Genomic DNA, 24,327 nt, shown 5'->3' with positions numbered 1-24,327 from the left:
ACGATGCGCCTCTGCCGACCGGTCCTCGCCGCCCTGATCATGGTCTTGGCAAGCCCTTGTTTTGCCGAGACTTCTGGACCCATTCCGGTCAACAATCCGCAGCCGCAGCAGAACGCCTTTATCGACCTCCTGGCGCTGATCTCCGGCCACTGCAAGACGTTCAAGGTCGCAGGCCGTACCTATGCCTGCAAGACGGTGGCCTACGCCCATGGCGACAGGGGCCGGGTCAATTTCGCGGTCGCTGTCGACAATCCGTCCGATGACAGCCACGTCGTGTCGTTTTCCGGGGAGAACGGCAAGCGCGCCGACGACAATTCCTACGAGCTGCCGATCGACCGCATGCTGCTGAACTCAAAGGACCGGCCCAGGGTCGACGGCCTGCCGGTGCCGGCCGAGCAGACCTCCACCGGTGTCTGCCGCCAGACCGGCAATTTCGCCGCCCGGAAGGTGAACGACGTCACCTGCTCGGCGACCGACAACCAGGGCCGGAAATACGAGCTCGTGTTCGTCTCCGACGGCTCGCCGGTCAGCGTGCGCCGCATCCGCCAGTCGGCACCGTCGATCCAGGACCCGTTCAAATAGCCATCACGCGAACGCCTTCTCCAGCGTCGCGAAGATCACGGCAAGCGACTTGTCGTGCCGCGTCACCGGCGGCACCGGGCGATCGATCTTCATGAGCCGATAGACCGCCGTCTGCGCCGCACGCACCGAATATTCGACGGTGAACACGACGTCATCGGGGATCTCGACGAACTGGCTGACGAAGGCGAGATTGACGGAATTTTCGGGCACCGGCGGCGGCCGGTCGGCCGCCTTGCGCGGCATGAACATGCTGGTGATGTAAGGCATGCGGCAGGGAATGCAGATCGCATCCTCGAACACGGCGGGATCGAAGTTCAGGTGACCGCAGAGCTCCTTCAGGATGTCGGCGCCGCCGCAATCCGACATCGGCTTTGCCACGAAATTGCCGATGCGGTCGGGATGCAGCGCATAACCCCAGAACACCTGCACATTCTTCGGCTGGCCCGTGAAATGCGGCTGGTGATAGAGCACGACCGACATCAGCCAGTTGGAGTCCTTGAACGTGACGAGACCACCGGTGCCGGCCCTGTTGCCGGAGAACGCTTCCATCCGGTCGAAGAACCGTGGATCGCGGCAGGTGACGGTGAAGGACAGCCAATAGGATTCGGGGATCGAACTGTTGAACGCGGACGGATTGCCGAATTCGGGATGTCCTTGCGCGATCGTCTCCCACAGCGCCCAGCCCTGACTGTCGGCCTTGGTCAGGCGCGGCGGGGGCTCGGTCATCGTGCCCAGGCTCGAGGCGTCCGTCATCGAGCCGTTCTGGAAGAAAACGAGATCGCCGTCTTCGACCCGGACGTTGGCGGTGCGGCTGTCGCGGTCGAGCGTGAGCTGATGCACGCGCAAGCGCGCGCCGTCGGCCTCGAACGCCATCTCGGTGACGCGCGTGCCGCGCACGAACTGCACGCCCTGGCGCTTGAGCCAGTCGGCGAGCGGCCGCACGATCGCGTCATACTGATTGTAGACGGTGCGCTTGACGCCGCCGAGCGTCTCGATCCGCGGAAACTCGCTCATGAAGCGGTGCAGATACCGCTTCAGCTCGACCGCGCTGTGCCAGGGCTGGAAGGCGAAGGTGGTCTGCCACATGTACCAGAAATTGGACTCGAAGAATCCGGGCGACAGCCAGTCGGTGATGCGGCTATTGCCGAGCGTCTCCTCCGAAGCTTCGGTGAGCCGCAGCAGCTCGATCCGGTCGCGCGCGGAAAAACCCATATGCGAGACGTCGACCTTGAAGCGGTTGCGGTCGACCAGCCGCGCGCGGGAATGCGCCGGGTTCTCTTCGTTGAAGGCGATGGTCTCGTCGCGCACGCTGAGGCCGGGATGTTCGAGCGAGGGAATACTCGAGAGCAGATCCCAGGTGCATTCGTAATGGTCGGTGGTGAGCATTCGCCCGCCGCGCAGCGAATAGGCGCCGTTCGCGAGCTGCGCGCCGTCGAGGCTGCCGCCGACCAGCGGCTGCGTCTCGTAGATCACGATGTCGCGCCCCGGCAGCTGCGCATCGCGAACGAGGAACGCCGCGCCTGCGAGCGATCCAATGCCACCGCCGATGAAATACGCCTTCATGACCTGCCTCGATTGCATTTCCAGTGTCGCTTCGACATTGCATCGCGCCGCGGCGACCGAAGTTGCGCTGGATCAAGGGCGACCGGAGGCGAAATCACGTCGACGTTATCGTCGCCGGCTTCCTGGCGTAGATCTGCTCGATCTCGGCGGCGAAGCGGCGCTCGAGCGCGGGGCGCTTGTTCTTCAGCGTCGGCGTGAGCAGGCCGCCGGCAATGGTCCACGGATCCAGCGTCCACCATACCGCGCGCGGCGTCGCGTAGGACGGATAGGCCTTCACCGCCGCCGCAATTCTGGCCAGCAGCACGGCCCGCTCCGCCGCAGCGCCTTGCTTGCCGCTCGCCGCGAGCCTTTCTTTTTCCTGCACCCAGGCTTTTGCATTCAGCACGACCAGCGCGGCGAGGAACGGCCGCTGTTCGCCGATCACCAACACCTGCTCGAACAGGGGATCGGCGAGGATGGCGGTCTCCAGATCCACCGGCGCGATCTTCTCGCCGGTCGAAGTGACCAGGATGTCCTTGATGCGGCCGGTGATGGTGATGCGCCCGTTCTCGATGCGGGCCTGATCGCCGGTGTGCAGCCAGCCATCGGCCTGCTTGACCTTGCGCGTCTCCTCCGGCTTGTGCCAGTAGCCGAGCATCACGCTCGGCCCGCGAACGAGCAGCTCGTCGAGCTCGCCGAGCCTGACTTCCAGACCGTCCAGGACACGGCCGACCGAGGACGGATCGTTGTCGTCGGGCGTATTGACGGAAACGACCGGCGAGGTCTCAGTCATGCCGTAGCCCTGAAGAACGTCGAGCCCGAGCGCGAGAAACAGGCGGATGACCGGCTCGGCAATCGGAGCGCCGCCGGAGACAGCAACGCGCAGGCGTCCGCCGAACTGGGCCAGCACCTTGTCGACGACGAAACGCTTCAGGAGCGGCCAGGCAAGCCGGTCGAACAGCGCCTGCGAGCCGCGACCCTGCCGCGCATCGAAGCGCCGGCCGCCGACGGCAAGCGCGAGATCGAGCAGCCTGCGTTCTGCGCCGCCGGCCGCCGCGCGATGTTGCATGATCAGGGCGTAGACGCGCTCATAGATGCGGGGCACGGAGACCAGCACCGTCGGCCGTACCATTTTCAGGTCTTCCGCGAGTTGCGGCACCGAGCGCGCATAGGCGACGCAGGCCCCCACCGCGATCGGATAATAATAGCCGCCGGTACGCTCGAAGGTGTGCGAGAGCGGCAGGAAGGACAGGAAGACGTCGTTGGGCACGGCCGCGATGCGCTGCGCGACGGCCTTCACGTTGGCGACGATGTTACCATGTGACAGCATCACGCCCTTGGGCCGGCCGGTCGTGCCCGAAGTGTAGACGATGGCGGCAAGATCATCGGGCTCGACCACGACGTCAGCCAGCGGCGCGCTGACGCTTCGAGGCTCCGCAAGCCAGCGGTCGAGCGCGACGATACGGGCATCAGCAGCACTGAGCCCCGCCGGATCCGCGCAGACGATGCGCTTGAGATGGTCGAGCGGCTGACCAGTGGCGGTGATCGCCTGCCAGCGCGACAGCGTATCCACGAACAGCAGCAGCGCACCGGAATCGGCGAGGATGTAGGCGATGCTGTCGGGGTTGTCGACGGCATGCATCGGCACCGGAACGAGCCCGCGCGACAGCGCCGCCTGGTCCATCGCGACATGCGCAACGCCGTTGGGCATCAGGATGGCAACGCGCTCGCCGGCCGCAAAGCCCTCCGTGGCCAGCGCCCGCCGCCAGCGCTCGAATTCCGCATCGATTTCCTGCCAGGACTGGCTGACCCAGCGTCCGGCAGCGCCGTCAAAATGGCGATAGGCCTCCGCCGCCGGCGTCGCACGGACGCGCCAGCGCAAGAGCTCCGGCAATGTCGTCACGTCGGCGAGTGAGTGCGGTTGACTGATCGGCCCCGGCATGGCGTCCTTCTTAACTCTATCGATCCCCAACGATTTGGGGCCTCGACACTAGGCCGGCCAGACCGCGCCGCCTTGATCCTCAGCAAGGCGGCCATGCTTCGGAGCGACCCCATGACGCGCGACCGCCTGTTTCTGCTGCGTCCTGGTTTCGAGGATCCGGCCTTTCCGAATCGCAGGTTCTATTGCTGGCATTGCGCGCTGATCGAGGGCGTGCTGGCCTCGTTTCCGGCGCTCGCCGAAAAGCTCGACGTCGAGCGGATCCCCTGGCCGCTACCGCGGCAAGCCGTGATCGCGCTGGTCGGCGAGGAGAACCAATCGCTGCCGCTGCTCGTGCTCGCGACTGGAGCGACTTCGCCGCACCAGACCGGCATCCATCATGGCCGCGCCTTCATCGCCGACAAGGACGCGATCCTCGCCGCGCTCTCCGAGCGCCACCGCTTTCCCGATCCGCATCCGTGAAGATGTCCGGGGACCGGGATGGAGCGCATTCTGCAGAAGAGATCGATGCGATGACGTCGTCGAGCCTCGCCGGCGGATTCGCATGGTCACCACAGATCATGGTCACCACAGATGACGCGATCGCATCGTTCAACCGCCTGACATCCGGGCGATAGCGAGGCGACGCATCGTCATGCGACAATAGAACGCGTGGCGTTCAAACATTCCCACACGTTAACGCGCGTTAATCGGAACTCACATCTGCGTCGTTTCGACGCCTGCACTGGCGGGAACGCGCTGGATGCTCATGTGTTGTCGCACGACATTCAACTGGAGTGACGACATGAAGTATCTCATTGCCGCGATCGCCCTCGGTGCTGCGGCGTTCGCCGGCGGATCGGCGGCCAACGCGGCGGGCAGCGTGAGCGCTAAACAGACCGCGCAGGAAAGCCGGACCACCGACATCAGCGCGCACCGCAGGCACCATCGCTGGCACGGTCACCATCATCACTGGCGGCATCATCACGGCCACTACCGGCCCCATTACAGAAGCTACGGCTACTATCCGCGGCACCACGGCTATTACGGCGGCGGACCGTACGGCTATTACGGCGGCGGCCCCGGCGTGACGTTCAGCTTCGGCGGCGGACGCTGGTAAGACAAAAGGCCCGGAGAGATGCGGGCCTTTCCGTTATCCCTGCAAGATTCTCTCCGCCGTCTCCAACCCACTCGCCAGCGCTGCCTCGACCGTGCCCATGTCGCGGCCGCGATAGAGCGCTTCACCCGAAAACAGCACGCGCCCGTCGGCACGTGCGAGGATCGCTTGTGCCTCCCGCGTCCGCGGCGTCGCCCAGGAATAGGCGCCGCGCGCGAAGCGATCATGCGCCCAGTTGATTGCAGCCGCCGCCACGAGCTCGCGCGCGATATCATCGCGCGGCAGGCCGAGCACGGCGACGAGCGAGCTGAGCCCGGCATCGATCAGCCCTTGCGGATCGAGGCCTTCCAGCTCCGCCGTGCGCGGGCCGCCGAACCAGCCCGTGAGCACGGGCTGCTGGTCCGGATAGCGCGTCCACCACACCGGGATCACCTGGTCGGACAAGAGGAAGGTCATGTCCGCGAGATTTTCCTTGCGCTCGCGCCACCATGGCCGTGTGAAGCGCAGCAGGATCTTGATGACATTGCCGAAGCCGATGTCGTCGGCAGCGGCAAGCTTCGCGCGCGCCTCCGCCGGCAGCGCGATCTCGCGCAGCAGCGGCAGCGGCACGGTGAGGATCACGCGATCGCAGGCGTGCACATCGCCGCCGGCGCAGCGAACGGTCACCGCGCCGCCCTCCTCCGCGAGGGCCGACACGACAGTGCCGAGGCGGATGGTCGCGCCGTGCCTGCGGCAGTCGGCCGCCAGCACATCGATCATGGCGCCGTATCCGCCGTCGATCCGCGCCAGCGGAGCGTGTCCGCCATCCATCCATTCCGCGCGCAACGCCAGCGTGGACGCGCGCTCGGGGTCGGCCGCATCATAACCCTCGACCATCCGTTCGATCGAACGGCGCATCGGCGCATAGTCGTCCCCGGCAAAATGCCGGCGCAGGAAGTCGGCGACCACGAGATCGTCCTTCAAGCCCCGTAGCGTGGCTTGAAGCTCTGCCTCATGGAGATCGCGGCGATCCTCGCGCGCGAGCCTCGTCCCGTCAAAGCTCCACTGCTCGCCTTCGATCTCCTGAAGGGACAGCCCGGCGTCGCGCAGGAGTGCGCGCGTGACCGGCGCCTCGCCATGAACGAATTCAGCGCCGCCATCGGCGCGATAGCCGAACTCCGAGGCCGGCAGCGGATGAATGCGGCCGCCACAGCGCTGGCGTGCCTCCAGGATCGTCACCTTCCGGCCGGCACGCGCCAATTCGCGCGCCGCCATCAGGCCGGCCGCGCCGGCGCCGACAATGACGATGTGCTCGGATGGATCGGACATGCCGCGCTTACCGGCTCGCTGCCTGAGGGTCGTTCTTGATCAGATATCGCAGCAGCAGGACGCCGCCGCCGAGCTCGCGCGTGCTCTCCAGCGTCATCGCGATGATCGGCGCAGGCCGGTCGCCGTCCGCCTCTGTCGAATCGAACACGAAGGGTGCGCCCCTTGCGCCGTCGATTGCGGGGCTGAGGATCAGGTTGAACTCGTCGATCAGACCGGCGCGCAGGAACGCGCCGTTGGCGACGCCGCCGCCCTCCACCAGCAGACGCTTCACGCCCAGCTCGCGGGCGAGGATGTCCAGCGTCAGCCCAAGGTCGATCTCGGACTTGCCGGCAAAGATGTAGGACACGCCCTCGCCGCGAAGGCCGGCGAGATGCGAATCCGGCACACGCTCGGTCAGCACGACGACGATCGGGTCGCCGCCGATGTCCGAGCGCCCCCAGCCGATCTTGCCCTGTGCATCGAGCACCACGCCATAGGTCTTCGCATCGCGCCGCGCAAACCAGCTTTCGCGCGGGAATGTCGCGTCCGTCGTGGGATAAGGCTTGCCCTTGGCGAACTCCGCCCCGGTGACGCGGCCGATCACCCAGGCATCGCCGCCGAGTTCGTCATGGATCTTCTCGAACCAATCCGTGCCTGCCCCCTTCGGACGCCAGCGGCTCGGATGCGTGCGGCCGTCGAGGCTGGAGTGCATCAGACAGATGACATACGGCTTCATGCAATTCTCCGGATAGCGCTCAGGCCGCGGATCCACCGCCGGCTGCTGCATTCTCCTTGGCGCGATCGCTCGCGATCAGCGCCAGCGGATTGAGCTTTGGCGGTGCGACGAGCTGGAGCGTGTTGGTGTCGCGATGATTGAACGGCGCGCCGCGCACGAACAAGTCGGTCTGGATCAGATAGGTCCAGCTGCCGTCGTCGTTGAAGGTGATGTCGCAGCGGTAGGCATCGGTGCGGAAAGCTTGTTCCAGGAAGTCGGTCGAGCAGATCCCGTAAGCGGTGTCGCCGCGTTTGGCGGTGACCGTGATTGTCCTGTCATCCGGCCCGGCCTTGCCCGAGGCCAGCAGCACCTGGCCGCGCGGGATCGCCAGCGTCTGCATGATCAGCCCGGTCGCGGGCTCCCACAGCCAATAGCCGACCTGGTCGTGGAAGGTGATGTCTTCCTCGGGCGTGTTGATGTGGATGTGATAGCGCAGACCGTACAGCAGCTGCGGCCCGTTGGCCTGCGGATCGATCGGGTCCATGCGGATGCGCTCGATGAAGGTTCGCCGCTCCGGCCCTTCCGCCTTCGGATTGATGTCGATGCCCTTGTCCGCCTGCCAGGTACCGGCGAGCCGCCGCAGCGGGCCGAGATTGGCAAGGCCGTCGGGCGAGACGTCCTCAGGCTCGGTGAAGATATCGGCGGGAATGGGGAGCATGAGGGCCTCGCGGGATTGCGGAGGCCAGCAATATCACAGCCAGGCGCGGCGTGAATTCAACTCATGCCCCGACAAGCGCCGGAGGCATTCGAGCCATGCGACGATGCTCGTTGCATCCCGTGCGCCGGCAGCCTGCGACGGAGCGCGGCCGTCGGTCCACGGACTGCTCTCAGGCCGCTTCCGACATTGATTTCGCGCGCTGCTCGAGCACGTCGATCGTCGACACAAGGTTGTCGCGTCGCGCGCGAAGGTTGAGCGCGAGCAGCGAATATGTCGGCTGGTGCACGTCGGACACCCGGGCCCGAGTCTCCTCCTCGAGGATGTCGGTGTTCAGGAGCCGAACACGCCACCTCAGATCCGCGATCAACGCATCGAGCCGGAGTTCACCGGCAGCACCAGAACGGGACATTTTCTGCATCGCTTGCCTCAACCTGAAACGATCTCTTGCCGAGACCTTGGCTTGGCTCCTGACTGAGCAAGCGGAGTGCCAGGATGGGGGGAGCGATCGCATTCATAAGCAGGACAACCTCAAGTTCCGGTTGGGCAAGGCTCCGTCGTTCGGTTTTCCGGCATGTTGGGAGGCGGTATCCGAGCGGTCCCCGCAGTTTCGGGCCTCACACCGCGCGCGCAATAACGATCGCCCCGGACAGGATGAGGATCCCGCCTGCCGCATAGCTCAATCTTCGGCCGAACGGCAGCAGCTTCTCGCCGGCGACATAGAGCATGAGGCCGATGATCCAGACCAGGTTCATGACGCCGCCGACAAACAGCAAGGCCATCAGAAACCAACAGCAGCCGACGCAGTAGCTGCCGTGGCGCAGCCCCATGCGGAATGCCCCGCGCGTGCCGGGCCGCCAATGCCGGCTGAGAAACAACAGCGGGCTCTCGCAGTACCGCAGGCAGGCGCGCTTGAGCGGCGTGAACTGGTAGAGTCCCGCGGCTAGCAAGATGACGCCGCCCAGAACCGCGCTGGTGCTTGCCATCGCCATCGACAGGAGGCCAAAGCGTTCAAGTGCCCATTGTGCCAGAACGGCAGCGAGGCTGAACCCAGCCCATGTCACGAGGTATCCGGCGAGAAAGATCCAGGCATCGATTGCCGCGCGGGATGCCGTCTCGTCCTTGTGCCTGATCGTCGCATACAAGAGGACGGTGGGCCCCGCGCTCGGCGCCATCATCGCGATCATCATCACCCACCACATCGCGAACAGCAGCACGGCAGAGCGCAGCGTCCACGGCATTGGCGCCATGTCCGGCATCTCGGCCATCATGTCGGTGTCCATGCCGGCGCCGCCCGCGAGATAGGCCCAGGCCAGCGCCGCCACGGCGGCGGTCCCGATCGCGACGATCAAGCGATCGCGGTGGAGCACATGTTCCAGTATCGCACGCCCGTGCATAGGTTAATCCGCCGGCGCAGTGACGAATCCCAGGTCCCGACCTTCATCCGTCGCGACGCGCGTATCGCGCTCTCCGGAAGATGACGAGCTGACACCGAAGCTGCAGCCCCGATGTCGGCGCCGCATCACGCCGCAACGCCCTCGGGCGTCTGCACGACATTGGCGAGCGAGCTGTGCGTGCCCCGGGTCTCGAACGGGATCGCGCCGGTCGAGCGAATGTTGGCGGACGCGATCTCGGCAGCCCTGTGCTCGAAGCCCTCGGGCATGACCACTTGAACTCGATGTGGCGCACCGGTCACCGGATTCTTGATCGGCTCCACCTCGGTCCCGAGCACGTTGCCGGCGACGAGTTTTGCGACACGGCCATCCTTGTCGAAGGAAAATTCGAACGGCGCGAAGATCGGATCGTGAATGGTCGTCACGATCAGGCTGAAGATGTGGAACAGCGTGCCCTCGGCCGAATGCTTGCCCGACAGGATGTTGAACAGCGCCTGTCGCTGCTCCGGTGTGGCGCGTTCGTCGACGATGGGCTGCATCTTGCCGTTGCCTTGATGCAGCGCGCCGGGGAAATCCACCACGACCGCAAAACAAAGTCCATCGAGCTTGACGCCCTCAAAATGCCCCGTCGTGATCCGCATGCCGACCATGCCCTTGCAATAACCGAGGGTCGGTAGCGCGTTGAAATCGCAGGGGCAGCCAAACGCGCAATTGCAGTTCTTCATCCATTCGCCTTCGAGACGCCAGTCCGATGCAGCCATGGCACATCTCCAAATGTGAGCGAGGACGCGGCAGCCGTTGACGAATTTGTTCAGCGTTGTTGTCGAAGCAATGCGAACAGGCGCGAGCGGGATCGAGGTCCGATCAGAAGGCCGGCATCGCAAATCAAGTATGGTGGCGAGCTGCCGTTTACCGTCCTGGGATCATATCAGGCGCAGCCGGGCTCGTATAGCGAACGAGGGTAGTGGCTCGGCGGCAGCCACATCTCGGGGACGTTCGACGTCGCGGAAATGGTGCGCCAGTCAGGATCAGATTACGATCCCTCATATAATTGAAATATCTACGAAATCAGCCATCAACGAACTGCCGCCCAGCCATGGCCGCAGCGCCGTCGAGCGCTTTCCAGAGGTGTGGGGGTTGGCCTCGTCCATCGTCATGCACCGAACCATCCCTGCCAAAAGAGTCCGTGCAGCGGGCGACGTGCATGGATGGCGCTGGCGCAACGCCGGTGCACAGGCGCCAGGAACCGGGCTCCAGATCCTTCACGCGAACCGGTGCTCCACTTCGCTGGAAAACGCTCTGATTGCGGCATCCGAGGGCAAGGCCTATGCTGCAGCCCGGCAATCACGCGGCCGCCCATCGTGCGGCGGGGGCAGCCTCACGGTGGATGGCTCGCACACCCATCCGAAAGGCTACGCCATGACCATTGCCCCCACATTGCACCGATATCTGGCTGCGGAGAACATCGAGTACGCCGAGATCCCGCACGCTCTCACCATGTCGTCCGCGCGCACGGCGCAGGCCTGCCACATCTCGGGCGATCATCTCGCCAAGGCCGTCGTGCTGCGGCATGACGGCGGCTATATGCTCGCGGTCGTGCCGGCATCGCACCATCTCAACCTGCCGGACTTGAAGGAGAGGCTCGGCGAGGATCTCGTGATGGCCAACGAGACCGAGATCAACCGGCTGTTCGCGGACTGCGCGCACGGAGCCGTTCCGGCGGTCGGCCGGTGCTACGGGCTCGATCTCGTCGTCGACGACAGCATCAGCGCCCAGCCTCAGGTCTATATCGAAGCCGGCGATCACGAGACGCTGCTTCAGCTCACCCATGCGCAGTTCGCGCGCCTGACGGCCAGTGCACCGCATGGACGCTTCAGTGTGCACGACTGACGCGGCATGACAGCAGGATGATTCCCGGCACGCCGGTCGCGGCGACGCGTGCGGTTGCGCCCGGTTCGTTGTATAGTCACATCGCGGGGGCTGCGTTCGCAAGGGAGGTCCTCCATGAAGGTCAAGGACGTGATGCACAAGGGCGTCGATTGGGTCAGCCCCGACACCCCGATCACCGAGATCGCGAAGTTGATGCGAGGGCACGACATCGGCTGCATTCCGATCGGCGAAGACGACCATTTGATCGGGATGGTGACTGATCGCGACATCGTCTGCAAAGGCCTTGCGCGCAAGGACTTCAACGCCGCGGGCATGACGGCGCGGGACGTGATGACCGAAGGCATCCATTGCTGCCGGGAAGACGACGATCTGGCGAAAGCCGTGCACCACATGGAGACGCTGAAGGTCCGCAGGCTGCCTGTCATCAACAGGAGCAAGCGGATGGTCGGCATGATCAGCCTGGGTGATGTCGGTCAATCCGCCACCGCTGATCTGCTGACCCAGTGCGTCAAGGGCGTGTCGGCCCATCATTGAGGCAATTTCGGCTTCGATTCCGGACCTTCGTCGGACCGCTCGCAGACCCCGCGGCCCGCGGAGTTCTCTCGGGCATACCGTCGTTCCCTTCGCCGCACTCGGCGGCCATCTCCGCCCGGGGCAAGCGGCAGTCGGTTCTGGTCAAACCTAGGCGCCGAGGCGAGATGGTGCCCAGGGGCGGAATCGAACCACCGACACTGCGATTTTCAGTCGCATGCTCTACCAACTGAGCTACCTGGGCGTGCTCCAAGAGAGGGGCCAAAGCCCATCGAGCGGGCGGTTTATAGTGGGCTCGGGGCGGCCTGTCCACCCACGCTTCGCCTTTGGCTTCGCGGGGCTCGGCCCAGCTGTGCACAAGGTGCGGCCGTCCTACCATCGCCTGCGCGCGGCGTGGCGACAATACCTGTAATTTATTGATATTACTTATCTATTCAACGTCATCGACTTCGTCATCGCGGCCGGGGATGACGTAGGAGCCTTTCAGCCAGCGGTTCAGATCGACGTCGCGGCAGCGCGAGGAGCAAAACGGGCGGGTGGCCTGCGCCTGCGGCTTGCCGCAGATCGGGCAGGTCTTGAGCGGGCCGGCGGGCTTTTCGTTCTGGTCGTCCATGGGGTGCGCGGCTTACACGAGGTGAGGAAGTTCAAGCGCCCGTCGGCAAAGGGGTTCCTGCAGCAACGGCACATGCGCCGCCGCCGCGACCCCGCCGGGCCATTCTACTGTGCATGGGGTTGTTTTCGTGATTTTTATCGGCGCTCACACGGACGTGGTGTTGAGCCAGCCGAAGCGGATCGGAAAACCTTCGCCGCCGAGCAGCGTCGTGGTCTCATAGAGCGGCAGGCCGACGACGTTGGTGTAGGACCCCACCATCTTCACCACGAAGGAGCCGGCGATGCCCTGCACGGCGTAGCCGCCGGCCTTGCCGCGCCATTCGCCTGAGCCGATATAGGCCTGGATGTCGTCCTCCGAGAGACGCTTGAAGCGCACGCGGGTCTCGACCAGGCGCTGGCGGAACGCCTCGCGCGGCGTGACGAGGCAGATCGCGGTGTAGACGCGGTGGTTGCGCCCCGACAGCAGCCGCAGGCACTGCGCGGCCTCATCCACCAGATTGGCCTTGGGCAGGATGCGGCGACCGACCGCCACCACCGTGTCCGCCGAGAGGATGAAGGCGCCGCGCAGCTCGTCGTCCAGTTGCACCGATTTCAGCGCCGCATCGGCCTTGGCCCGGGCGAGGCGGTTGGCGCAGGCGCGCGGCAGCTCGCCCCGCTTCGGCGTCTCGTCGACGTCGGCCGGCCGGAGCGCGTCCGGCTCGATGCCGGCCTGGTTGAGCAGCGACAGGCGGCGCGGCGAACCGGAGGCAAGTACGAATTTGGGGCGGCCGAGCATCAGGTGATTTGCGGGATGAAGCGGAGGGGTGAATTGCGCGCGGAACCTATCGGAAGGGGGCCGATTTCACAACCCGGGAACCGGGGGTTTGGTGATTCGAGGTGTCCGACATGCCTGTGCCTGCGCTCTGTGACGCGGGTGTTACGAACGCCGCTCGCTACCCGCTCGCCGCGCCCGCCTTGGCGAAGCGCCGGCGGATGCGCATCAAGAGCTGATCGCAGACCTCGCGATAGGCAGCGAGCTTCTGGTCGCGGCTGCCTTCGGTGATGGTGGGATCCTGCGTCGGCCAGTATTCGACCTCGGCCGCGAGTGTCCGTGTCAGCTCCAGTGCCTTGTGATGCGCCTCGGGCGAGAGCGTGATGATGAGGTCGAAATTCAGCCCCTCCCAGTCCTCCAGCTCCTCGAAGGTCTGCGGCTTGTGGGCCGAGATGTCCTGGCCGAGCTCGGCCATCACGGCGACCGCGAATGGATCGAGCTCACCCTTCCTGGTACCGGCCGACTTCACGTAAAGGCCCTGCGGAAACATGTGCAGCAACAGGCTCTCGGCCATCGGCGAGCGCACGCTGTTCATCGCACAGGCGAACAGCACCGATTGCGGATCGCGTGCGCGTGGCGGACCCGCCATCGCGCCTACCCCTTCCAATGCAGGACGGTAATGAGGGTGAACAGGCGGCGCGAGGTCTCGAAGTCGACCCGCACCTTGCCCTTCAGTCGCTCCTGGAGCGTGCGCGATCCCTCGTCATGAATGCCGCGGCGGCCCATGTCGATCGCCTCGATCTTGTCGGGGGTCGCGGTGCGGATCGCCTGGTAGTAGCTGTCGCAGATCATGAAATAGTCCTTCACGATCCGCCGGAACGGCGTCAGCGACAACAGATGCGCGACGACAGGCGAGCCGTCCTCGCGGCGGATGTCGAACATCAACCGGTTGCCGGTGATGCCGATATGCAGCGTGAAGGGGCCCTTGCCCTCCGCGCCCTCGGGCGCGAACAAATTCTGCTCGATCAGATCATAGATCGCGATCGCCCGCTCATGCTCGATGTCCGGCCCGGAACGGCCGATCGAGTCCTCGTCGAGCGTGACGCCGACGATGCGATTGGCCGAGTCGTCCTGTTCGGGCGGCTTTGTCATGACAGATTGAGGCGCAATCCAATCGAACGCGAATGGGCATCCAGCCCCTCCGCCTTGCCCAGCGTCATCGCGGCCGGACCGAGCGCACGCAATTGATCGGGTCCGCATTTCAGGATCGAGGTGCGCTTGATGAAGTCGTGCACCGAGAGCCCGGAGGAAAATCGCGCCGAGCGCGCCGTCGGCAGCACGTGATTGGAGCCGCCGACATAGTCGCCGATCGCCTCGGGCGTATGGGGCCCCAGGAACACCGCGCCGGCGTTACGGATCTTTTCGGCGAGCGCCTCCGGATCGGAGGTCATGATCTCGAGATGCTCGGCAGCGATGGCGTCCGCGAGCGGGATCGCCTCGGCGAGGTTCTTCACCATGATGACGGCGCCGAAATCGGCCCAGGAGCTGCCTGCGATCGCCGCGCGCGGCAGCGTCTTCAGCTGCGCCTCGACCGCCTTTTCGACGTCGGCGGCAAGGCGTGCCGAGTCCGTGATCAGGATCGACTGCGCGCTCGCATCGTGCTCGGCCTGCGCCAGCAGGTCGGCGGCGATCCAGTCGGCGTTGCCGGTATCGTCGGCAATCACCAGTACCTCCGAGGGGCCGGCGATCATGTCGATACCGACCTTGCCGAACACCAGCCGCTTCGCGGCGGCAACATAGGCGTTGCCGGGGCCGACGATCTTTGCGACCGGCGCGATCGTCGCGGTACCGTGCGCGAGCGCGGCGACGGCCTGCGCGCCGCCGACACGGTAGATCTCGGTGACGCCGCCGAGATGCGCGGCCGCCAGCACCAGCGGATTGAGCTTGCCGTCCGGCGAAGGCACCACCATCACGAGGCGTGAAACGCCGGCGACTTTCGCGGGCACCGCGTTCATCAGCACCGAGGACGGATAGGCCGCGGTGCCGCCGGGAACGTAGAGGCCGGCGGATTCGATCGCGGTGTAGCGCCAGCCGAGCTCGACGCCGAGCGGGTCGGTGAAGCGCTCGTCCTTTGGAAGCTGACGGCGGTGATAGGTCTCGATGCGGTCCCGCGCGAGCTCGAGCGCATCCAGCGTCGCGCCATCGCAGGCCTTCACGGCGGCCTCGGTCTCGGCGGCGGAGATGCGCAAGGAGTATGCATCCAGCGTGAGCCGGTCGAACTTTGCCGTGGCTTCGAGCAGGGCGGCATCGCCACGCCTGGCCACGTCGTCGACGATCGCGCGCGCGGCGGCCTCGACATCGGCCGAAGCCTCGCGCTTGGCGGCGAGGAAGGCGGCGAATCGCTGGTCAAAATCGGCGCTGCTGCGGTCGAGGCGAACGGGCATGTTTCGCTTGGCTTCTGGCTGGTATTTTGGGGGCGGATCGGCGCACCGGGTCCCCTGCTCAATGGCGCGGCGGGGAAGCTGCGTCAACCCTCGGCAGATGCCGTTCCGGCGAGGGCCCCAGCCCATTCGGCTGGTATACCGGCCACTTCACCCCTCCCCCTCGATGCCCGTTCCCAGCGCGTCGTCCCCGAGGTCGGTCAGCTCGCATTCCAGGCACTCGACATCGAGGCGGATGGCGCCGCCCTGGGCGAACAGAAGCAGGGCGCTGCCGCCGGGCTCCTCGTGGCGCCCGTCCTGGGAGTGAAATTCAATGCCGACGAGGTCCAGCACCTTGTCCGGCGCGGCGAGATCGATGTTGCGCGACTTGCAGGCGAGCACACGGTCGAAACGGAGCGCGGCGACCAGCCGGCGTGGTTCGGCTTCGCCCTCCAATGTCTGCTCCCAGTCCAGCCGGCTCATTCCGACCACAAGCCGCTTCTCGCCCTGCCGCCAGATGATGTCGGAGGTCTGGACTCGGGCGTCTTGGACATGGGTCGAGATCACGGCGAGGTCGTCGGCGTCGAGCGCGATCAGTTTGAGCTGGGGCGACATTTCCGACGCTTCTCCATTGGAGGGGTCAGGGCTCAACGCGTGCGGGCCCCGAAATTTCCGCGCAAACTAACCGGCCGGCAGGTTAGAGGCTATTGATATCCTCCATCTCCAGCACGCTGCGCGGATACCCCTCCCCCGCAAGGCAGGGCCATCGCATGTGCACATTTGCAGAGGTCGTCATGCCCGGGCTTGTCCCGGGCATCCACGTTCTTGTGCTGCGTGGAAACGCGTGGATGGCCGGGACAAGCCCGGCCATGACGCTGTAGAAACAGTCGGTGCCTCACACCTCACATGCGATGTCCCTGCCCCGCAAGGGGAAGGTAAGAGTCACTCACTCCTTGAAGAACGCCAGCAGGTCGGCGTTGATGGTTTCCGCGTGCGTGGTCGGCATGCCATGCGGAAAGCCCTTGTAGGTCTTCAGGATGCCCTTCTTGAGCAGCTTGGCCGAGAGCGGCGCGGAATCGGCATAAGGCACGATCTGGTCGTCGTCGCCGTGCATCACCAGCACCGGCACGTTGATCTTCTTGAGGTCCTCGGTGAAGTCGGTCTGCGAGAACGCGACGATGCCGTCGTAATGGGCCTTGGCGCCGCCCATCATGCCCTGGCGCCACCAGTTCTGGATCACCGCTTCCGACGGCTGTGCGCCGGGGCGGTTGTAGCCGTAGAACGGGCCGGCGGGGAGGTCGCGATAGAATTGCGTACGGCTGGCGGCGAGCTGCCTCTGGAGATCGTCGAACACGCTCTTCGGCAGGCCGCCGGGATTGGCCGCGGTCTGCACCATCAGCGGCGGCACGGCGGAGAGGATCGCGGCCTTCGCCACCCGGCTCTCGCCGTGGCGCGCGATGTAGTGCACGACCTCGCCGCCGCCGGTGGAATGGCCGACATGAATGGCGTTCTTGAGGTCGAGATGCGCGGTGACCGCCGCAAGATCATCGGCATAGTGATCCATGTCGTGGCCGTCGGCGACCTGCGCCGAGCGGCCGTGGCCGCGGCGGTCATGGGCGATGACGCGATAACCGTGCGCGACGAAGAACAACATCTGCGCGTCCCAGTCGTCCGCCGACAGCGGCCAGCCATGGCTGAACACGATCGGCTGGCCAGAGCCCCAATCCTTGTAGAAGATCTCGACGCCGTCTTTGGTGGTGATGGTGGGCATGGATTGCTCTCTTTCGGTGAAAAATCAAATGCGTGGCGCGCGGACGAGCACGCGCCTATGCCGTGCAGATAGCAACGCGAGATTCTGAATGCGATGCCTCGCATCAACGGGGAGCGTTGAGAATCGTGTGATCAGGCAAACGCCATCGGTCGGAAGCGGCGCCAGGCGCCGATGGTCAGCACCACGAAGAACACCAGCACGATGCCCTGCACCACGGCGAACACCGGACCGGACGGCGGCGCCGGCGGCACGGCCGGTGCGAGGGCGGCGAGCGCCGGCACCTTCAGGAACGACTGGATGACCAGCACGAAGACGTTGAAATAGAGCGAGATCATCGCGGTCACGATATAGACCGGGCGCCAGACTCCGGCGAGCTTCATGCCGTACAGCGCGACGCAGGCGATCGCGAGCAGCACCAGCGAGATGATGCCGATGATATGCGAGGGCAGCAGCTCCTTGAACGGAAACAGGAAACCGGTGGCGCTGGTGAGGATCGTGGTCAGCAGGAAGATCGCGGTGAGGGCCGGCATCGGCTTCGAGCCGAGCAGGCCGAACATCACGACGAGGCCTGCGACGATGGCGATCAGGCTGATGATGACATGGATCAGCGTAAGGGCGGGCAGACTCAACCCAAGGACCATGACATCTCTCCTGTTCTCCGCATTGAGATGTTGAGAGTAGTATTACGGTCCTCATGGGATTGCCACCTGCGTTGTCGTCACATGCAAAGGCGCGGCCATGCGTCATCGTGCGAATCGACAAACGCGTGGCCGGTTTCTTGCGTCGCCGTCACGACGGACGGCCGTTTCCGACGAAAGTCGAATCGATCCTTCACGCGTCCTTGGTGTCGAAGATCAAGAGGTCGGCACCGCCGCTGGCGAACTTGGGCACGTCGGCGCCGGTCGCCTTGCCTTCGGGGCTGGCGAATGCCGCCTGAATGTCGGCCACGCTGTCGAAGGTGAGAATGGCGACGAGATGGATCCCGGAAGGACCTGCGGGAGATGCGACCGGCCCCTTGCTGACGGCGTATTTCTTCAGGCCGGGAAGTTTCTTGGCGAGCGGGATGTGCGTCTCGGCATAGTAATTGTCGAAGGCGGCAGCGTCCTTGGGCGTTTTGTACAGCACGACGATTTCAGCCATTTGGTCCTCCCGTGAAAATTTGTTGTGCTTGGATCCTCATGGTGAGGAGCGTGCGAAGCACACGTCTCGAACCATGAAAGGCCCGGGTCGTCGTTCCGGGCCTTCATCCTTCGAGACGCGCGCTCAGGCGCGCTCCTCAGGATGAGGGGATAGTCTGCAGGATGTGGCGCAATGGCAAGTCCCATTTGACTTGCCATTCGCTTGTCTTCTGCGTGCCTAAAGCGCCGGTTTTGCGACGTCGCCGAGATAGCCGTGCAGGGACGCCACGACCTGCGCGCCCTCGCCGATGGCGCCGCCGACGCGCTTGACCGAGCCGGAGCGGACGTCGCCGACGGCATAGACGCCGGGCACGGATGTTTCCAGCGGCGCCACCAGCTTGCCCTGGTTCTGTTCGGACTGCGCACCTGTCACGACGAAACCGCCGCGATCGAGCGTCACGCCGCAGCCGTCGAGCCAGGAGGTGGCGGGATCGGCGCCGACGAACAGGAAGAGATTGCGGATGTCGGCAGAATCCTCGTCGTCCGACAACCGGCTTTTCCAGCGGATACGCCGCAGCAGCGAGGCCTCGTCGCCCTCGAGCGCGGTAATCTCGGTGTTGAACATCAGTTCGATGTTCGGTGTCGCTTCGATGCGCTCGATGAGATAGCGCGACATGCTGGCGCCCAGGCCGCCGCCGCGGATGATCATCAGCACTTTCCTGGCGTGGCCCGACAGGAACACGGCGGCCTGCCCTGCCGAATTGCCGGCACCGACGAGGGCCACCTCCTCTCCGGCGCAGAGCCGTGCCTCGACCGGCGAGGCCCAGTACCAGACGCCGCGTCCCTCGAACTTGTCGAGGTTCGCGATGTCAGGCCGGCGATAGCGCGCGCCGCTCGCGACCACCACGGCGCGCGAACGCAGGGGATCGCTGCCCTCGATCGTCACCGAAAATGCGCCATTCCCGCGCGTGCAGTCCAGCGACTTCACCGTCACCGGAATCATGATGTCGGCGCCGAATTTCTGCGCCTGGGTGAACGCACGCGCGGTCAGGGCCTGGCCCGAGATGCCGGTCGGAAAGCCCAGATAGTTCTCGATCCGCGCGCTGGCGCCGGCCTGGCCGCCGAAGGCGCGGGTGTCGAGCACGGCGACCGACAGCCCTTCGGACGCCGCATACACGGCGGTGGCGAGCCCTGCGGGTCCGCAGCCGACGACCGCAACGTCGTAGATGCGCGCCATCGGCAGTGACGACCAGCGGCCAGTCTTCGGGCTTCGGCAAATACCGCGCGATCAGTTCGGCCGCATCGCGATCGCGATCGGGGTCGAGCAGATGATGCGGCTGGCCGTTGCGGGTGAGGAACCCCTGCAACCGCACCACCCCGACGGAGTTCGACGGTCCGATCAGCACGGGGCCGCCGGCGCCGTCCTGGATCAGATTGACCCGGCGCAGGATCAGCGCCCGCATGATGCGCTCGCCAAGCTCGGCCTCGGCGACCAGCAGCGCGCGCAGCCGGTCCGGCGGAAGCAGCAGCGTCTCGACATCGCCCTCGGCGCGGCCGTCGACCAGCGCAGGCCGGCCGGAGAGCTGGCTGAGTTCGGCCAGGAATTGACCCGGCCCCTGGTCGATCACCGGGGTGACGTGGCCGAGCCCGTCGCGCTGGGTGATGGCGACAAGGCCCTTCAGCACGACGAACATGCCGGGGCCGGGCTTGCCGGTCTCGAACAGCAACTCGCCATCCGCGAAGGTGCGGATTTCGCCGAAGTGCCTGATCCGTTCGATCTCGGCCGGTGACAGCGCCGGAAAGGTCTGCTCGGGGCGAATGAAGCGCGACAGCTGCGCGTCACGGTCGGTTCGTTGTGGTTCGTCCTGCCCCATGGCCACCTCATGCACTCCAAAATTCCAGCCGCCCGCCTTCAATTGCCGGTCTTGCCGGCGGCCCCCTCATTTAGGGAACCATCGTCGTTCTGCGAGGGGTCGGTGCTTGCGGCGCGTTCGCGCGCCTGCACCTTCCGCCGCTTCAGGTTCTCGCGCAGCGCCGATTTCAGGCGGTCGTCGCGGGACGCCCGCGCCTGGCTCGCGCTCTTGTCGTTCTGGTCGGTCATCAAGGGTCCATTCACGGAAATCGGGGACAGGATGCCACCGAAGTGTGGCAGCTCAAGAGGCCGACGCGATCCGATCGTGCGAAACGCGAAATGGAGCAAGTCCAGCGTCCCGGGCAACTGGCCAGTTGGCCGGGGATATCGGGCCCCGAATCGGCGGAAAGTCGATGATTTCCCATCAAATGGGGCATTTTGGCCCCGATATCGGCTCGATTTTCTCGCTTCGGCGGGGCTTGCAAGCTTGCACAGGAGGGGGGCTTGTGGCAGATATCGGCCCGCTTGGTAGGCCCCTCGGGCGCCCGATTCTTGTCCCAGCACATGCTGCCGTAGCTCAGTGGTAGAGCACTCCATTGGTAATGGAGAGGTCGACAGTTCAATCCTGTCTGGCAGCACCAGCTTCCCCCATTGAAGCGAGCCTTATTGAAACAAGCCTTATTGAAACAAGCCCTGCGCCTGGCCAGCGAGCCCGCAACTCCCGGATGCCATCGTGATCAAACGTTCCCTGCCCTATGAAGGACTGCTCCACGAGATCGTCGAGCATAACGGCGTGCTCTATCTCGGCGGCATCGTTCCCGAGGATCCGGGGCTCGACATGGCCGGCCAGGCCGACGACGTGTTGCGCCAGTTGAAGACGCTGCTCGAGGGGGCCGGCTCCGATCTCTCCTGCGTTCTGCAGGTGACCATCTTCATGGCTGATCTCGCCGACAAGGCGGCGTTCAACCAGGTGTGGAAGCGCTATTTCACCGTGGACCATCTGCCGGCGCGTGCCGCCATCGGCGTCGCGGATCTCGGCCCAGGCGTCAGGCTGGAGCTGACGGCGATCGCCGCCCGCCGCTGATCCTCGAGCGGCATCGGCAAGGCGAGAAAGCTCGGTCATTCCTGCGCTCACACATCCAGCAGCGTTCTCGCGGCGCGAAGCGTCCGAGTTTTGCTGTTTTCCTTGACCCTCTCCATGTGAAGAGGGCGCAGGGAAGGCCGGGTGCCGGCTGGCACCCATGATCCGCCGCGCGAAGAATTTGCACACGCAAATGCGCAGGCGGGACGACAGGTGGGCCGGAAAACACCCGGCCTTCCCTGCGCGATGGTTTGACGGCTTATGCGCGCTCTCCCCGGAGCCGAGTTCCTTCTGGCCTCCGTCACCTCGCGAATTGGCGATGCCTCAAGGCCCGGTTGAGTCCCGACCCATCTCCGCAAGGCTTGACCGTAGCAACGACGGTCAGGACCACGCGCTTTCGCCGTACGCAGCGGCCCCGCTCTGCCCAAGGGCTTCGCCGGACCCAAGCGCCGTTCGTCCGCACGCAGTCGGGACCTCACGAGGTTCATCTCGCCCTGGTCCCACCTCGCATGCCCGGCGCTGCCGCGTCCACCGCACCCGGTCCACGTTCGTGACGACGTACGATCGCCCCTCTCCCTGGGCCGGGATGGCGAGAATATGCCGCAATTCCGAATTTCGGTAAAGTGGAATATTTTCGCAAGAAGGGGTTGACGGGATTTTGCGAGGGGATGGGTGTTTTGCCCGACGGGTCAAAATCGTTGCGATCGATATCCGCTTACGGCGGGCCCTTCGCAAAGATGCAGTCACGCTGTCCTTTTGACCCCTGAATTCATGGTGATAATATTGTAACTTGCGGTCCGTCCGGGAGGACACCATGGAATGGTTTGACCGGCTGCTTGGAAGGACGTCGTCGCCTCCGACCCGGCTCTTTGCGAGATTCAGGCGGAGGGCACCGACTGATCCCGACCTTCTGAAAATCGCCAAAGACCGGAAAGGGCATGTCTCGCGAAGAGCCGTGCGAGATGAATATGATCGGCTGGTCTTGGAGAAGTACGCGCACGATAAGTCGTGATTTCCAGGACCATCGAGCCTTGCTCAGTGGCGAAACATGGTGGTTTCGCAACGGCTCTACCCGTCCTGCGCACCATCGATCGAGCCACCCACCTGCAGTGCCGCGAACCGATCGTCTGACCGTCGCAGCCGCCGGCAGAGCTCGCGGTTGATGTTCTGCAGGACGATCACATAGGCGTGGATATCGGCCTTGTAGCAGGCGTAGAGCTTTTGGGCCGTCAGCTCGTACAGTTCGGTCGCGCTCTCCGCGACCACCGTGGCGGAGCGGTTTTGCATTTCGATCAGCGTCATCTCGCCGAAGAAATCGCCAGGCTCCAGAGCCGAAATCGGGATGACGCTCCCCGCGTTCGTCCGCTTGCTCACCGCCAGCCGACCGGATTTGACGATGAACATCGAGCGTCCCGGCTCGCCCTCCGCGACGACGGTCGCATTGGCATCGAAGCGGCGCTCGACCAGCATTGAGATCAGGAGGTCGAGGCTCGGCTCCGGGAGACCACCGAAGAACGGTGTGGCGAGCAGGAAGGCTTTCAGATCGGGATCGCTGGCGGCCATTGCGCAAGGATATGCGCCCTCGCCATCCGCAGCAAGCAGAGGACACCGGCGCTGACGTCGCCCAATGAGTAACGCTCAATGTGTTCGATCAGTTGTGTTCGATCAAGCAGGTCTGCGACGCGCGGTCAATTCCGCGCGTTTACTGCCGCGCAACACTCTCGCCGCGCAGCGTCCGTCGTCTCCAGAGGTCGATCATGACCTTTACGGTCGCCGCGAGGACAGCTGCGCACAGTGCCGCTTTCGAGATCGTTTCCATCGTCCCCTCGATCAGCAGGCAATGCACCACGCTGCCCGCGACGATGACGATCGCGAGGGGGATATGGACGATGCGCCAGGTTCGCAGCCGCAGTCCCAACCGCCGGCGCAGCCGAGCCAGCAGCGCGACGATGAAGATGGCCCACATCGCGGTCACGCCGAAGGGAGAGAACGGCGTCGGCGATGCGTAGGTCAGGGCATCGATCATGTCGGGCGGGCTGGTGAACCAGAGGCCGGCGACGTGGATCACCACCGCCACCACCAGCGCACCGCCGATCCAGTGATGGGTGCGCCGTCCGCGATAGGCCGGCAGGCCCGGCAGATATCCGCCGATCAGCAGCGGCTGCACCAGCACGAGGCCGAGGGCGATGATGCCGGCGAAGCCGGCGAGAATGTAGACCGGGCCGCGCCATGCGAGTTGCTCGCTTGTCGCAGCAGCGGCGATCGGCACGCCAATGGCCAAAGCAAGGGCGACCCAGATCAGGACCGCCCGAGCCGATCTCCATCCCCTCATTTGCAGAGTCAGCTCAGGCCGGCTGCAGCACGAAGTGCGCCTCGAGGCTGGTTTCCTTGGCGCTCCGCATCACCGGCCGCAGGAAGACGGTCCTGAACTCACCGCTGTCATAGGCGAGGTGGCCATGCGGCTGGCCGAAGATCGGAATGATCTGTGGCATCTCGAGCCGGAACTTGCCGTCCTTGTCGGTGAGCGTGGCGCCGTGGCTCTGCGGCTCGTGCTCCTGCCCTTCGACCGTGTGGGCCCAGATCTGGATGCGCTGCCCGGCGAGCGGAGCGCCGTCACCGGCGCGGCGGACGGTGCCGCTCATCCAGAAGCCGCCCTTGCCGATCCGCTCCACGATCGCCGCGCCCTTGCGGTAATTGTTCGCCCCGCCCGACATCGACTGGGTCGGTGCGAGGCCGTCCGCACGCGCCGGCAGCAGGAGGCCGGGGAAGGCTGATACCAAGACCCCGGTTGCGAGGACGGTGCCGCCGGCGGCGAGGATGCTGCGGCGGTCGAGTGCGACGTTGGTCATGTCAGTTCCTCCCGGTAACGGGGCTCTTGCTCGCGCAAGCTACAACAACAGGCGCAGAACGCCCAGTTGAGAGGGAGGGGACCATCGGTCGCAATAACAGTGTTGTGAACCGGGGCATTCGCAGCTCATGGCGGCCAGGCAGCTCTTGGCGGGCAGGATGGGTCGCGTGGCGGAGAACCCAC

The 24,327-nt window shown here is 65.2% G+C and carries 27 protein-coding genes, 2 tRNA genes and 1 pseudogene; 7 read left to right on the top strand and 23 right to left on the bottom strand.

Translation table 11 applies throughout. The features are described from left to right. The first annotated feature begins 3 nt into the window (after positions 1 to 3). Positions 4 to 582 (top strand): hypothetical protein, encoded by a 579-nt coding sequence (locus H1B27_RS15015; RefSeq protein ID WP_131871680.1) that lies wholly within the window; start codon positions 4 to 6, stop codon positions 580 to 582. Between the two features lie 3 nt (positions 583 to 585). On the opposite strand, the gene H1B27_RS15010 is transcribed toward H1B27_RS15015, so the two are convergent. Both H1B27_RS15010 and H1B27_RS15005 read right to left on the bottom strand, forming a co-directional pair. Then, a complete protein-coding gene (locus H1B27_RS15010) occupies positions 586 to 2,163 on the bottom strand; it encodes an oleate hydratase (RefSeq protein WP_197966574.1) in 1,578 nt (525 codons plus the stop codon). Between the two features lie 76 nt (positions 2,164 to 2,239). Then, complete coding sequence (locus tag H1B27_RS15005) at positions 2,240 to 4,066, bottom strand: AMP-dependent synthetase/ligase (RefSeq protein ID WP_197966573.1); 1,827 nt, start codon at positions 4,064 to 4,066, stop codon at positions 2,240 to 2,242. 111 nt (positions 4,067 to 4,177) lie between these two features. Between H1B27_RS15005 and H1B27_RS15000 the strand changes: the two genes are divergently transcribed. Then, entirely contained in the window at positions 4,178 to 4,525 is a 348-nt protein-coding gene (locus H1B27_RS15000) for a DUF3088 domain-containing protein (RefSeq protein WP_197966572.1), read from the top strand. A 322-nt stretch (positions 4,526 to 4,847) separates the two neighbouring features. Then, positions 4,848 to 5,162 (top strand): hypothetical protein, encoded by a 315-nt coding sequence (locus tag H1B27_RS14995; protein ID WP_197966571.1) that lies wholly within the window; start codon positions 4,848 to 4,850, stop codon positions 5,160 to 5,162. 33 nt (positions 5,163 to 5,195) lie between these two features. Here H1B27_RS14995 and H1B27_RS14990 read toward each other — a convergent pair whose 3' ends face one another. The 6 genes from H1B27_RS14990 to H1B27_RS14965 form a co-directional block, all read right to left on the bottom strand. Beyond that, a complete protein-coding gene (locus tag H1B27_RS14990; RefSeq protein WP_197966570.1) occupies positions 5,196 to 6,467 on the bottom strand; it encodes a flavin monoamine oxidase family protein in 1,272 nt (423 codons plus the stop codon). Positions 6,468 to 6,474: 7 nt separating this feature from the next. After that, the gene (locus H1B27_RS14985) at positions 6,475 to 7,182 is read right to left on the bottom strand and encodes a RibD family protein (RefSeq protein ID WP_197966569.1); all 708 of its coding nucleotides are present in this window, start codon (positions 7,180 to 7,182) and stop codon (positions 6,475 to 6,477) included. A gap of 19 nt (positions 7,183 to 7,201) precedes the next feature. After that, entirely contained in the window at positions 7,202 to 7,879 is a 678-nt protein-coding gene (locus H1B27_RS14980; protein ID WP_197966568.1) for an FABP family protein, read from the bottom strand. 169 nt (positions 7,880 to 8,048) lie between these two features. After that, positions 8,049 to 8,297 carry a hypothetical protein gene (locus tag H1B27_RS14975; RefSeq protein ID WP_061881148.1) on the bottom strand — a complete coding sequence of 83 codons (249 nt, stop codon included), beginning with the start codon at positions 8,295 to 8,297 and terminating at the stop codon, positions 8,049 to 8,051. A 196-nt stretch (positions 8,298 to 8,493) separates the two neighbouring features. After that, positions 8,494 to 9,228, bottom strand: coding sequence for a DUF2182 domain-containing protein (locus H1B27_RS14970; RefSeq protein WP_311976947.1), 735 nt, complete (start codon positions 9,226 to 9,228; stop codon positions 8,494 to 8,496). 170 nt (positions 9,229 to 9,398) lie between these two features. Then, entirely contained in the window at positions 9,399 to 10,031 is a 633-nt protein-coding gene (locus tag H1B27_RS14965) for a DUF1326 domain-containing protein (protein ID WP_061881150.1), read from the bottom strand. A 658-nt stretch (positions 10,032 to 10,689) separates the two neighbouring features. Here H1B27_RS14965 and H1B27_RS14960 point away from each other — a divergent pair. Then, on the top strand, positions 10,690 to 11,160 hold the full coding sequence (locus H1B27_RS14960; RefSeq protein ID WP_063816684.1) for an aminoacyl-tRNA deacylase: 471 nt from the start codon (positions 10,690 to 10,692) through the stop codon (positions 11,158 to 11,160). Positions 11,161 to 11,274: 114 nt separating this feature from the next. Further along, positions 11,275 to 11,694 (top strand): CBS domain-containing protein, encoded by a 420-nt coding sequence (locus H1B27_RS14955; protein WP_061881151.1) that lies wholly within the window; start codon positions 11,275 to 11,277, stop codon positions 11,692 to 11,694. A 165-nt stretch (positions 11,695 to 11,859) separates the two neighbouring features. On the opposite strand, the gene H1B27_RS14950 is transcribed toward H1B27_RS14955, so the two are convergent. The 12 genes and pseudogenes from H1B27_RS14950 to H1B27_RS14895 form a co-directional block, all read right to left on the bottom strand. Then, positions 11,860 to 11,935, bottom strand: a tRNA-Phe gene (locus H1B27_RS14950). 186 nt (positions 11,936 to 12,121) lie between these two features. Beyond that, positions 12,122 to 12,304: a DNA gyrase inhibitor YacG gene (yacG, locus tag H1B27_RS14945; protein ID WP_061881152.1), complete on the bottom strand. Its 183-nt coding sequence runs from the start codon at positions 12,302 to 12,304 to the stop codon at positions 12,122 to 12,124. A 144-nt stretch (positions 12,305 to 12,448) separates the two neighbouring features. After that, complete coding sequence (locus H1B27_RS14940; RefSeq protein WP_061881153.1) at positions 12,449 to 13,078, bottom strand: Maf-like protein; 630 nt, start codon at positions 13,076 to 13,078, stop codon at positions 12,449 to 12,451. 157 nt (positions 13,079 to 13,235) lie between these two features. Then, a complete protein-coding gene (locus H1B27_RS14935; protein WP_197966566.1) occupies positions 13,236 to 13,703 on the bottom strand; it encodes an arsenate-mycothiol transferase ArsC in 468 nt (155 codons plus the stop codon). Positions 13,704 to 13,708: 5 nt separating this feature from the next. Then, positions 13,709 to 14,206, bottom strand: a complete 498-nt coding sequence (locus H1B27_RS14930; protein WP_197966565.1) for a UPF0262 family protein — start codon at positions 14,204 to 14,206, stop codon at positions 13,709 to 13,711. Further along, positions 14,203 to 15,498 carry a histidinol dehydrogenase gene (hisD, locus tag H1B27_RS14925; protein ID WP_197966564.1) on the bottom strand — a complete coding sequence of 432 codons (1,296 nt, stop codon included), beginning with the start codon at positions 15,496 to 15,498 and terminating at the stop codon, positions 14,203 to 14,205. The genes H1B27_RS14930 and hisD overlap by 4 nt, the downstream gene beginning before the upstream one ends. A 147-nt stretch (positions 15,499 to 15,645) precedes the next feature. Next, a complete protein-coding gene (locus tag H1B27_RS14920; RefSeq protein WP_028176540.1) occupies positions 15,646 to 16,089 on the bottom strand; it encodes a DUF2948 family protein in 444 nt (147 codons plus the stop codon). A gap of 331 nt (positions 16,090 to 16,420) precedes the next feature. Then, positions 16,421 to 17,245, bottom strand: coding sequence for an alpha/beta fold hydrolase (locus tag H1B27_RS14915; protein ID WP_197966563.1), 825 nt, complete (start codon positions 17,243 to 17,245; stop codon positions 16,421 to 16,423). A gap of 131 nt (positions 17,246 to 17,376) precedes the next feature. Then, a complete protein-coding gene (locus tag H1B27_RS14910; protein ID WP_061881159.1) occupies positions 17,377 to 17,886 on the bottom strand; it encodes a hypothetical protein in 510 nt (169 codons plus the stop codon). 190 nt (positions 17,887 to 18,076) lie between these two features. After that, the gene (locus H1B27_RS14905; protein WP_197966562.1) at positions 18,077 to 18,385 is read right to left on the bottom strand and encodes an EthD family reductase; all 309 of its coding nucleotides are present in this window, start codon (positions 18,383 to 18,385) and stop codon (positions 18,077 to 18,079) included. A 216-nt stretch (positions 18,386 to 18,601) separates the two neighbouring features. Beyond that, positions 18,602 to 20,237 (bottom strand): annotated as a pseudogene (locus H1B27_RS14900) (FAD-dependent oxidoreductase). 38 nt (positions 20,238 to 20,275) lie between these two features. Beyond that, positions 20,276 to 20,464: a hypothetical protein gene (locus H1B27_RS14895; RefSeq protein WP_197966561.1), complete on the bottom strand. Its 189-nt coding sequence runs from the start codon at positions 20,462 to 20,464 to the stop codon at positions 20,276 to 20,278. 317 nt (positions 20,465 to 20,781) lie between these two features. Between H1B27_RS14895 and H1B27_RS14890 the strand changes: the two genes are divergently transcribed. Both H1B27_RS14890 and H1B27_RS14885 read left to right on the top strand, forming a co-directional pair. Then, a tRNA-Thr gene (locus H1B27_RS14890) sits at positions 20,782 to 20,856 on the top strand. Between the two features lie 92 nt (positions 20,857 to 20,948). Then, complete coding sequence (locus H1B27_RS14885; RefSeq protein ID WP_156505211.1) at positions 20,949 to 21,299, top strand: RidA family protein; 351 nt, start codon at positions 20,949 to 20,951, stop codon at positions 21,297 to 21,299. Positions 21,300 to 22,364: 1,065 nt separating this feature from the next. Here H1B27_RS14885 and H1B27_RS14880 read toward each other — a convergent pair. From H1B27_RS14880 to H1B27_RS14870, 3 genes are all read right to left on the bottom strand, one after another. Next, positions 22,365 to 22,859, bottom strand: a complete 495-nt coding sequence (locus tag H1B27_RS14880; RefSeq protein WP_197966560.1) for a Crp/Fnr family transcriptional regulator — start codon at positions 22,857 to 22,859, stop codon at positions 22,365 to 22,367. 139 nt (positions 22,860 to 22,998) lie between these two features. Continuing rightward, entirely contained in the window at positions 22,999 to 23,628 is a 630-nt protein-coding gene (locus H1B27_RS14875) for a ferric reductase-like transmembrane domain-containing protein (protein ID WP_197966559.1), read from the bottom strand. Positions 23,629 to 23,641: 13 nt separating this feature from the next. Then, positions 23,642 to 24,145 carry a peptidase associated/transthyretin-like domain-containing protein gene (locus H1B27_RS14870; protein WP_197966558.1) on the bottom strand — a complete coding sequence of 168 codons (504 nt, stop codon included), beginning with the start codon at positions 24,143 to 24,145 and terminating at the stop codon, positions 23,642 to 23,644. Between the last annotated feature and the right edge of the window lie 182 nt (positions 24,146 to 24,327).

This window comes from Bradyrhizobium diversitatis, assembly GCF_016031635.1.
Lineage (GTDB): Bacteria > Pseudomonadota > Alphaproteobacteria > Rhizobiales > Xanthobacteraceae > Bradyrhizobium > Bradyrhizobium diversitatis.
The sequence above is the reverse complement of the archived record's forward strand: the minus strand, read 5'-3'. Positions and strand labels throughout refer to the sequence as shown.